Source organism: Pseudomonas sp. NPDC087346 (genome assembly GCF_044744235.1).
In the GTDB taxonomy this organism is placed as follows: domain Bacteria; phylum Pseudomonadota; class Gammaproteobacteria; order Pseudomonadales; family Pseudomonadaceae; genus Aquipseudomonas.
In genome coordinates, this window is the sequence record NZ_JBIUXX010000022.1 from 59,719 (window position 1) to 70,209 (window position 10,491).

The window sequence follows — 10,491 nt, forward strand, 5'->3', positions numbered from 1 at the left end:
GACTTGCATGCATAACAACAAGAAAGGTACATCTCAGATGAATGCGATTTCTCGCCTCGCTACTGTCATTTCTGTCGCCTCCCTGTTCCCGCTCGCAATTCTGCCCCTCAGTGTTTCCGCTGCCGAATCCAAAGGTTCGGTTGAAGTCGTGCACTGGTGGACGTCCGGTGGCGAAAAAGCTGCCGTTGATGTACTCAAGGCCCAAGTCGAAAAAGACGGTTTCACCTGGAAAGACGGCGCTGTCGCCGGTGGTGGCGGTTCGACTGCCATGACCGTGCTGAAAAGCCGCGCTGTTGCTGGCAACCCTCCTGGCGTCGCCCAGATCAAGGGCCCGGACATCCAGGAATGGGCATCCACTGGCCTGCTCGACACCGACGTTCTGAAAGACGTCGCCAAAGAAGAGAAGTGGGACAGCCTGCTCGACAAGAAAGTCTCCGATACCGTGAAGTACGAAGGTGATTACGTGGCAGTGCCGGTGAACATTCACCGTGTGAACTGGCTGTGGATCAACCCGGAAGTCTTCAAGAAAGCCGGTATCACCAAGAATCCAACCACCCTCGAAGAATTCTACGCAGCGGGCGACAAGCTCAAGGCTGCGGGCTTCATTCCGCTCGCCCACGGTGGCCAGCCTTGGCAGGACAGCACCGTATTTGAAGCGGTCGTGCTGTCGGTGATGGGTGTCGATGGCTACAAGAAAGCCCTGGTCGATCTGGACAACGCTACCCTGACCGGTCCGGAAATGGTCAAGGCGCTGACCGAGCTGAAGAAAGTCGCGACCTACATGGACGCCGACGGCAAGGGCCAGGACTGGAACCTCGAAGCAGCCAAGGTCATCAACGGCAAGGCCGGCATGCAGATCATGGGTGACTGGGCCAAGTCCGAATGGACCGCTGCCAAGAAAATCGCCGGCAAGGACTACGAGTGCGTAGCGTTCCCGGGCACCGACAAGGCGTTCACCTACAACATCGACTCGCTGGCCGTGTTCAAGCAGAAAGACGCGGGCACTGCTGCCGGTCAGAAGGACATCGCCAAAGTCGTGCTGGGTGAAAACTTCCAGAAAGTCTTCAGCATCAACAAAGGCTCGATCCCGGTTCGCATCGACATGTTGAACAACATGGAGAAGCTCGGCTTCGACTCCTGCGCCCAGACCGCTGCCAAGGACTTCCTGGCTGACGCGAAAAGCGGCGGCCTGCAGCCAAGCATGGCGCACAACATGGCGACCACGCTCGCCGTGCAGGGCGCGTTCTTTGATGTCGTGACCAACTACATCAACGACCCGAAAGCCGACCCGGCCGACACCGCCAAGAAACTTGGCGCTGCGATCAAGTCGTCCAAGTAATGCTTGGACCTGTAGGAGCGAGCCTGCTCGCGATTGCAATCTCTCAGTCAATGATTGGCTGACTGACACACCGCTATCGCGAGCAGGCTCACTCCTACAGGGGAAGTATTTCAAAAGTAGTCCTTTTCCCCTGTACTGGATTTCCCCATGAGTTCTGTTGCTGTGTTCAGCAAGGCCTCGCCGTTCGATGCACTGCAGCGCTGGCTACCGAAACTGGTGCTGGCGCCGAGCATGTTCATCGTTCTGGTGGGCTTCTATGGCTACATCCTGTGGACGTTCGTTCTGTCGTTCACTACCTCGACGTTCCTGCCGACCTACAAGTGGGCCGGACTGGCGCAATACGCGCGGTTGTTCGACAACGACCGCTGGTGGGTGGCGAGCAAGAACCTCGCGGTGTTCGGTGGCATGTTCATCGGCATCACGCTGGTGATCGGCGTGCTGCTGGCGGTGTTCCTCGACCAGAAAATCCGCCGCGAAGGTTTCATCCGCACCATTTACCTGTACCCGATGGCGCTCTCGATGATCGTGACCGGTACCGCATGGAAATGGCTGCTCAACCCGGGCATGGGCCTGGACAAATTGTTGCGTGACTGGGGCTGGGAAGGCTTCCGTCTCGACTGGCTGATCGACCCGGATCGCGTGGTGTATTGCCTGGTGATCGCTGCGGTATGGCAAGCCTCGGGTTTCATCATGGCGATGTTCCTCGCCGGCCTGCGCGGGGTTGATCAATCGATCATCCGTGCGGCGCAGATCGACGGCGCGAGCATGCCGACGATCTACTGGAAAGTGGTGCTGCCAAGCCTGCGTCCGGTGTTCTTCAGTGCGGTGATGATCCTCGCCCACATCGCGATCAAGAGCTTCGACCTCGTCGCAGCGATGACCGCCGGTGGCCCGGGTTATTCCTCCGACCTGCCAGCGATGTTCATGTATTCCTTCACCTTCAGTCGCGGTCAGATGGGCATGGGTTCGGCCAGTGCGATTCTGATGCTCGGTGCGATCCTCGCGATCATCGTGCCTTACCTGTACTCCGAGCTGAGGACCAAGCGTAATGACTAGTCTCGCTGCCAAACCTGCGATCAGCCTGAGTCGCATCGCGATCTACGCGGTGCTGATCTTCGCTGTATTTCTCTACCTGATTCCGCTGGTGGTTATGCTGTTGACCAGCTTCAAGACTCCGGAAGACATCAGCACCGGCAACCTGCTGAGCTGGCCGACCGTGGTCAGCGGCATTGGCTGGGTCAAGGCCTGGGCTACGGTTGACGGTTATTTCTGGAACTCGATCAAGATCACCGTTCCGGCAGTATTGATCTCCACCGCCATCGGCGCGTTGAACGGCTATGTGCTGTCGATGTGGCGCTTTCGCGGTTCGCAACTGTTCTTCGGTCTGCTGCTGTTCGGCTGCTTCCTGCCGTTCCAGACCGTGCTGCTGCCGGCCTCGTTCACCCTCGGCAAGATGGGCCTGGCGAGCACCACTACCGGTTTGGTGTTCATCCACGTGGTTTACGGTCTGGCGTTTACTACGCTGTTCTTCCGTAACTACTACGTGAGCATTCCCGATGCGCTGGTGAAAGCTGCACGCCTCGACGGCGCAGGTTTCTTCACGATCTTCCGGCGGATCATTCTGCCGATGTCGACCCCGATCATCATGGTCTGCCTGATCTGGCAGTTCACGCAGATCTGGAACGACTTCCTGTTCGGTGTGGTGTTCTCCAGCGGCGATTCGCAACCGATCACGGTGGCGCTGAACAACCTGGTCAACACCAGCACCGGGGCCAAGGAATACAACGTTGATATGGCGGCGGCGATGATCGCCGGGCTGCCGACCCTGCTGGTCTATGTGGTCGCAGGCAAGTATTTCGTGCGCGGGCTGACGGCCGGCGCAGTCAAGGGGTAATCATGGCAACGCTCGAACTTCGCAACGTAAACAAGACCTACGGTGCCGGCCTGCCGGACACCCTGAAGAACATCGAACTGTCGATCAAGGACGGTGAGTTCCTGATCCTTGTCGGCCCGTCGGGTTGCGGCAAATCGACCTTGATGAACTGCATCGCCGGCCTGGAAACCATTACCGGCGGCGCGATCATGATCGGTGATCAAGACGTCAGCGGCATGAGCCCCAAGGATCGCGACATCGCCATGGTGTTCCAGTCCTACGCGCTGTACCCGACCATGAGCGTGCGCGAGAACATCGAGTTCGGTCTGAAGATTCGCAAGATGAAACAGGCAGACATCGACGAGGAAGTCGCTCGCGTGGCCAAGCTGTTGCAGATCGAACACCTGCTCAATCGCAAGCCGGGCCAACTCTCCGGTGGTCAGCAACAACGTGTGGCCATGGGTCGCGCGCTGGCTCGTCGGCCGAAGATTTATCTGTTCGACGAACCGCTGTCCAACCTCGACGCCAAGCTGCGCGTCGAGATGCGCACCGAAATGAAACTGATGCACCAGCGCCTGAAGACCACCACGGTCTACGTGACCCACGACCAGATCGAAGCGATGACTCTGGGCGACAAGGTTGCGGTAATGAAGGACGGGATCATTCAGCAGTTCGGTACGCCGAAAGAGATCTACACCGATCCGGCCAACCTGTTCGTAGCGAGCTTCATCGGTTCGCCGCCAATGAACTTCATCCCGCTGCGCCTGCAACGCAAGGACGGTCGCCTGCTGGCGCTGCTCGATAGCGGCCAGGCGCGTTGCGAGTTGCCGATGAGCATGCAGGATGCCGGGCTTGAAGATCGCGAAGTGATCCTCGGCCTGCGCCCGGAACAGATCGTGCTGGCGAACGGCGAGGGCAATGGCTTGCCGAGCATCAAGGCTGAGGTTCAGGTCACCGAACCGACGGGGCCGGACACGCTGGTCTTCGTCAACCTCAACGACACCAAGGTCTGCTGCCGTCTGGCACCGGACGTGGCGCCGCAGGTTGGCGAGACCCTGACACTGCAATTCGATCCGTCGAAAGTATTGCTGTTCGATGCCAAGACAGGCGAGCGACTGGGCGTTGCGGGCCAGACGCAAACCGAAGCGCGTTCTGCGAACGTCGCACAGTTCAAAGGCCGGTAAACAGATCAATGTTGGAATGCGTTCATGTGGGAGCTGGCTTGCCAGCGATGCAGGCAGCTCGGTCCGTCGTCGAATCGGGTCGATGCCATCGCTGGCAAGCCAGCTCCCACAGGGATCGGATTCCACAAGGAGCACGCGGTGGATGACCTGTCATCCGCCGCAATTTATGTAAACCGCGTTAGATAAAAACAGTTAATAACAATAAAGACGAGGATGTAGGGATGAAAAAGAAACACGTCAATGCCCGGTTGATCTGCCAAGTGTCAGCCGCGGCAGCACTGGTGCTGGCCGGTAATGCGATGGCTGCGGATGCCTTCAGCTCCGATTCCAAATGGATGACGGGCGATTGGGGTGGCGAGCGTACCAAGCTGATCGAGCAAGGTATCGACATCAAGATGGACTACGTCGGTGAAGTCGGTGGCAACCTGCACGGTGGCTACAACAACGACAAGACTGCGCGTTACAGCGACCAGTTCGGCCTCGGCGCCGCGCTGGACCTGCAAAAACTGCTGGGCTGGGACAACACTCAGGCCAAGATCCAGTTGACCAACCGTAATGGTCAGAACATCTCCAACGACCGCGTTGGCGATCCGCGTGCCGGCACCTTGAGTTCTTCGCAAGAAGTCTATGGTCGCGGCCACATGGTGCGTCTGACCCAGTTGTGGATTCAGCACCAGTTCTTCGACAACAAACTCGACGTCAAGGCAGGTTACTTCGGTGAAGGCGAAGACTTCAACACCTTCCCGTGCGAATTCCAGAACCTGGCGTTCTGCGGTTCCCAGGTGGGTAACTGGGCAACCAACATCTGGTACAACTGGCCAGTCAGCCAGGCCGCGATCCGCGTGAAGTACAACATCAATGACGAGCTCTACGCTCAGATCGGTGCGTACAACCAGAACCCGTCGCAACTGGAACACGGCAACGGCTTCAAACTCAGCGGTAGCGGTACTGCCGGTACCGTATTGCCAGTTGAGTTGGTCTGGTCGCCGAAGGTCAACAGCCTGCCAGGCGAATACCGCGTGGGTTACTACAAGAGCACGGCTGATGCCGCCGATGTCCGTGAAGACATCAACGGTAACGACGCTGCAACCACCCGCGACGCCTACAAGACCCACAGCAGCAAACACGGCTACTGGTTCGTTGCGCAACAGCAACTCACCAGCCACAACGGCGACGCAACACGCGGTCTGAACATCGCTGCCAACGCGACGTTCCACGACAAGGACACCAACTTCATCGACAACTACCAGTCGGTGATGTTTGTCTACAAAGGCCCGTTCGACGCACGTCCGAAGGATGACGTCGGCATCGGTGCGGCGCGTATCCACGTCAACGATGACGTGAAGAAAAACGCCGAACTGCTGAACGCCTCCAACGGTGTTTCGGACTACGACAACCCGGTGTTCTCGCCTATTCGTGAAACCGAATACAACTACGAGGTCAACTACGGCTTCCACGTTACCAACTGGCTGACTGTGCGTCCCAACCTGCAATACATCACCCACCCGGGCGGTGTTGATGCAGTGGACAACGCATTGGTTGCCGGTCTGAAAATTCAGTCGGTGTTCTAACGCGTCTGCGATAAGCTCCTCTCTATGTGCGCATATTTGCGGACAGCCAAGGCTGTCCGCTTTTTTTTGCGAGGCTCGCACGCATGATTTGTCGTCCGCATGTGTGGCTATAGAATTTTTATGGCTAAAGGGTTTTCTGTGGCAAGGCTTTTGGATTGTTGAGTACCCCCATGATTTTCAGGACCGTGGCCCATGCATGAGCATCCGCTACAACGCTTCTTCAAATCCCTGCGCGAGCGATCGGTATTCGCCTGGGAGCGCTATCAGATGCGCGATGTGTTGGTGATCGATCATCCGCTGTGTCAGGCGGTGTTCAGTCGTCAGGGTGCGCAGTTGCTGCACTTTCAGCCTCGTGGCCAGAAACCGTGGTTGTGGTGCGCGGCGAAGTGGCCGCATGTCGGCGCGATTCGTGGTGGTGTGCCGGTGTGCTGGCCGTGGTATGGCCGTCATCCGAGCGAAAATGCCTGGCCGTCTCACGGTTGGGCGCGGCTGCTCGACTGGAAACTGCTCGACAGCAGCAGCGCCGAAGACGGCGTGCGTCTGCACTGGCAATTGCAGTTGTGCGACTGGCAGGTGGACCTGCACGCGCACCTTGGCGAACGCATGGAATTGCGCCTGAGCACCGAGCATCAGGACGACATGCCCTGCCAGATGAGCCAGGCTTTGCATGCTTACTGGCGTATCGGCGATGTCGGTGAGATAGCGCTGTCCGGGCTCGAAGGCGCGCAGGGTTATGACCAGTTGAGCCGGCAGGTTTGTCAGCAGGAAGGCGAGTTGCGCGTCGATGGCGGCTGTCAGCGGGTGTTCCAGCACGACGGTGAATTACAGCTGAAAGATCACGCCTGGCAGCGCGAGTTGTGCATCGATACCGGTGACAGTGCCGACACAGTGGTCTGGCATCCGGGGTCGCGACCGTTGCTCGGCGTGACGTGGGATGAGATATCGGAGTTTGTCTGTGTCGAGGCGGCGGCGGGCGGGACGGATAGCCTGCATCTGGCGCCGGGGGAGAAGGCGCATCTGAGTTTGCAGGCTTGGGCAGCGGCTTAGTTTTTTGTTGCCTCTGCTGGCCCCATCGCTGGCAAGCCAGCTCCCACAGTGTCCGCGCCGAACATACAATTGGCGAACGCTGATGAACCTGTGGGAGCTGGCTTGCCAGCGATGAGGTCCGCTCATTCACTACAAATCATCGGGATCAGTTGAACTCGTCACCCACCGGATACCGGCTCGCGTTCAAGCTCTCTTTGATCTTGCGCAGATGCGGCTGGAAGTCCACCCCGCGACGCAAAGTCATACCTGTCGCCAACACATCCAGCACGGTCAACTGAATGATCCGCGAAGTCATCGGCATGTAGATGTCGGTGTCTTCCGGCAGCGGAATGTTCAGGCTCAACGTACTGGCCTTGGCCAGCGGCGAATTCTCGGCGGTCAGGCCCAACACTGAAGCGCCGTTCTCGCGGGCAATGCGCGCCACTTCCACCAGTTCGCGGGTGCGGCCGGTGTAGGAAATGATCACGAACAACTCGCCGGTGTGCGCCACCGAAGCAATCATCCGCTGCATCAGCACATCGGCATGCGCCGTGACGGCCAGATTGAAACGAAAGAACTTGTGCTGTGCATCCAGCGCCACCGGAGCCGAAGCACCGAGGCCGAAGAAGTGGATCTGCCGCGCCTGAATCAACAGGTCGACGGCGCGGCTGATCAGGTTCGGATCAAGCGCCTGACACGCGCTGTCCAGCGAGGCGATGGCGCTGCCGAAAATCTTCTGCGTGTACGCCTCGGGATTGTCATCGGCTTCCACCGCACGGCTGACATACGCCGCGCCGCTGGCCAGACTCTGTGCCAGTTGCAGCTTGAGTTCCGGGTAACCGCTGACGCCGAACGAACGGCAGAAGCGGTTGACCGTCGGCTCACTCACCGACGCCGCCTGGGCGAGGGCGGCGATACTGAAGCGAGTGGCCTGCTGTGGGTTGAGCAGGATCACCTCGGCGACTTTGCGTTCGGCCTTGTTCAGGTCTTCAAGGCGACTCTGGATCTGTTCCAGTAAATTTCGCACGCGGTCCATATGGAATTCCTAATTCACCTGCGCAAAGGTACGCCGGGCTATGCAAATTGGGCCTTTGATATGGCCCGTAACGGTGGCCTATCCTACTGGGGGCTCCGACCGACCACCACTCGGAATCTGTATTTTGCGAAAATGTTGTGGTTATTACTACATTTTCCCTTGAGTGATGCCTTGAAAAAAGGTATTTGTAGCTTAACTTGATAAAAGAACAAACATCATGCCTTCGATTACGGTTGAACCGTGCACCTTTGCCTTGTTCGGCGCCCTTGGCGACCTGGCCCTGCGCAAGCTGTTTCCTGCCCTTTATCACCTCGATGGCGCCGACCTGTTGCACGAGGACACGCGCATCATCGCGTTGGCCCGTGAGACCGGCACCGAGCAGCAGCACATGGCGTTCATTGCCGCCGAACTGCGTCGCTACGTGGGTAAAGAGCTGGACGAAGCCGTGGCCGAGCGTTTTCTCTCGCGCCTGACTTACCTGCACGTCGACTTTCTCAAGGCTGAAGATTACGAAACCCTGGCTGAACTGGCCGGCACCGCTCAGCGCATGATTGCCTACTTCGCCACTCCGGCGGCGGTGTACGGCGCGATCTGCGAGAACCTGGCGAAAGTCGGTCTGGCGGAAAACACTCGTGTAGTGCTGGAAAAACCGATCGGCTCCGATCTGGAATCCTCGCGCAAAGTGAATGACGCCGTGGCGCAATTCTTCCCGGAGAACCGCACCTACCGCATCGACCACTATCTGGGCAAAGAGACCGTTCAGAACCTGATCGCCCTGCGTTTCGCCAACAGCCTGTTCGAAACCCAGTGGAACCAGAATTACATCTCCCACGTGGAAATCACCGTGGCCGAGAAGGTCGGTATCGAAGGCCGTTGGGGCTACTTCGACAAGGCCGGCCAACTGCGCGACATGATCCAGAATCACCTGTTGCAGTTGCTCTGCCTGATCGCCATGGACCCGCCGGCCGACCTGTCCGCCGACAGCATCCGTGACGAGAAAGTCAAAGTGCTCAAGGCACTGGCGCCGATCAGCCCGGAAGGCCTGACCACCCAAGTGGTACGCGGTCAGTACATCGCCGGCTACAGCGAAGGCAAGCCGGTACCTGGTTACCTCGAAGAACCGAATTCCAACACCCAGAGCGACACCGAAACCTTCGTCGCTTTGCGTGCCGATATCCGCAACTGGCGTTGGGCCGGCGTGCCGTTCTACCTGCGTACCGGCAAGCGCATGCCGCAAAAGCTGTCGCAGATCGTCATCCACTTCAAGGAACCGTCGCACTACATCTTTGCCCCCGAGCAGCGCTTGCAGATCAGCAACAAACTGATCATTCGCCTGCAACCGGATGAAGGCATTTCCTTGCGCGTGATGACTAAAGAGCAGGGCCTGGACAAAGGCATGCAACTGCGCAGCGGCCCGCTGCAACTGAATTTCTCCGACACCTGGCGCAGCGCACGGATTCCCGATGCCTACGAGCGGTTGTTGCTGGAAGTGATGAACGGCAATCAGAACCTGTTTGTCCGTAAAGATGAAATCGAAGCCGCGTGGAAGTGGTGTGACCAGTTGATCGCCGGCTGGAAGAAATCCGGTGACGCGCCCAAGCCGTATGCGGCCGGGTCGTGGGGGCCGATGAGCTCGATTGCATTGATCACGCGGGACGGGAGGTCGTGGTATGGCGATATCTGATGTGAAACTGCCTGCGGGCGTCAACGCCCACCCATTCAAGAGCCCGGTGTTGTTGGCCGAAGGCCTGGCGCTGAACGTTGCCAAGCAACTGAGCGAAGCCATCGCTGCACGCGGCAACGCGGTGCTGGTGGTGTCTGGCGGTCGTAGCCCGGTGGCGTTTTTCCAGCACCTGGCCAAGCAGGATCTGGACTGGTCGAAAGTCGTCGTGACCCTCGCCGACGAGCGCTGGGTGCCGGTCGAACACGCCGACAGCAATGCCGGTCTGCTCAAGCAATACCTGCTCAAAGGCCCGGCGGCCAAGGCGAAGTTTCTCAGCCTTTATAGCGCTGCGGCGAATGTCGAACAGGCGGCTGAACAGGCCGATCGTTTGCTCGCTGAGTTGCCGGCAATCGATGTGCTGGTGCTGGGCATGGGCGATGACGGTCACACCGCGTCGCTGTTCCCCAACAGCCCGAACCTTGCCGAAGCGTTGCAGGCCGATGGCACACGCCGTTGCTGGCCGATGCTGGCGCCGAGTGTGCCACGTCAGCGCCTGACCATGAGCCGTGCGCTGCTGGCTTCGGCCCGACACAAGATTCTGTCGATTTCCGGTGCGTCGAAACTGACCACCCTCAACGCCGCATTGGCCAGTGACGATGTCGCTGCCATGCCGGTTCGCGCGTTTCTGCAACCCACGTTAGAGATTTACTGGTGCCCATGAGCCAAGGAACAGCCGCTATGACAACCCCATCCCCGACCGTTTCCATGGCGGACAAAGTTGCCCTGATCGACAGCCTCT

Annotated in this window: 9 protein-coding genes; 8 read left to right on the forward strand and 1 reads right to left on the reverse strand. The window is 58.8% G+C overall.

Features of this window, described 5'->3' with window-relative positions; genetic code table 11:
• Window positions 1–37: 37 nt before the first annotated feature.
• The 6 genes from ACIOZM_RS15275 (at window position 38) to ACIOZM_RS15300 (ending at window position 7,014) form a co-directional block, all read left to right on the forward strand.
• Window positions 38–1,339, forward strand: a complete 1,302-nt coding sequence (locus ACIOZM_RS15275) for an ABC transporter substrate-binding protein (protein ID WP_401215242.1) — start codon at window positions 38–40, stop codon at window positions 1,337–1,339.
• 147 nt (window positions 1,340–1,486) lie between these two features.
• Complete coding sequence (locus ACIOZM_RS15280) at window positions 1,487–2,395, forward strand: carbohydrate ABC transporter permease (protein WP_401215244.1); 909 nt, start codon at window positions 1,487–1,489, stop codon at window positions 2,393–2,395.
• Window positions 2,388–3,233, forward strand: coding sequence for a carbohydrate ABC transporter permease (locus tag ACIOZM_RS15285; protein ID WP_401215247.1), 846 nt, complete (start codon window positions 2,388–2,390; stop codon window positions 3,231–3,233). Before ACIOZM_RS15280 ends, ACIOZM_RS15285 begins: the two co-directional genes overlap by 8 nt.
• A gap of 2 nt (window positions 3,234–3,235) precedes the next feature.
• The gene (locus ACIOZM_RS15290; RefSeq protein WP_401215250.1) at window positions 3,236–4,396 is read left to right on the forward strand and encodes an ABC transporter ATP-binding protein; all 1,161 of its coding nucleotides are present in this window, start codon (window positions 3,236–3,238) and stop codon (window positions 4,394–4,396) included.
• A gap of 221 nt (window positions 4,397–4,617) precedes the next feature.
• A complete protein-coding gene (locus ACIOZM_RS15295; RefSeq protein ID WP_401215252.1) occupies window positions 4,618–5,967 on the forward strand; it encodes a carbohydrate porin in 1,350 nt (449 codons plus the stop codon).
• A gap of 192 nt (window positions 5,968–6,159) precedes the next feature.
• Window positions 6,160–7,014 (forward strand): D-hexose-6-phosphate mutarotase, encoded by an 855-nt coding sequence (locus tag ACIOZM_RS15300; RefSeq protein ID WP_401215255.1) that lies wholly within the window; start codon window positions 6,160–6,162, stop codon window positions 7,012–7,014.
• Window positions 7,015–7,159: 145 nt separating this feature from the next.
• Here the strand turns inward: ACIOZM_RS15300 and ACIOZM_RS15305 are convergent, their stop codons facing one another.
• Entirely contained in the window at window positions 7,160–8,020 is an 861-nt protein-coding gene (locus tag ACIOZM_RS15305) for a MurR/RpiR family transcriptional regulator (protein WP_171057240.1), read from the reverse strand.
• A 226-nt stretch (window positions 8,021–8,246) separates the two neighbouring features.
• Here ACIOZM_RS15305 and zwf point away from each other — a divergent pair, with 226 nt between their 5' ends.
• Together zwf and pgl are read left to right on the forward strand one after the other, a co-directional pair.
• Window positions 8,247–9,713: a glucose-6-phosphate dehydrogenase gene (gene zwf / locus ACIOZM_RS15310; protein WP_401215258.1), complete on the forward strand. Its 1,467-nt coding sequence runs from the start codon at window positions 8,247–8,249 to the stop codon at window positions 9,711–9,713.
• Window positions 9,700–10,413 (forward strand): 6-phosphogluconolactonase, encoded by a 714-nt coding sequence (gene pgl, locus ACIOZM_RS15315; protein WP_401215261.1) that lies wholly within the window; start codon window positions 9,700–9,702, stop codon window positions 10,411–10,413. Before zwf ends, pgl begins: the two co-directional genes overlap by 14 nt.
• Window positions 10,414–10,491 lie beyond the last annotated feature (78 nt).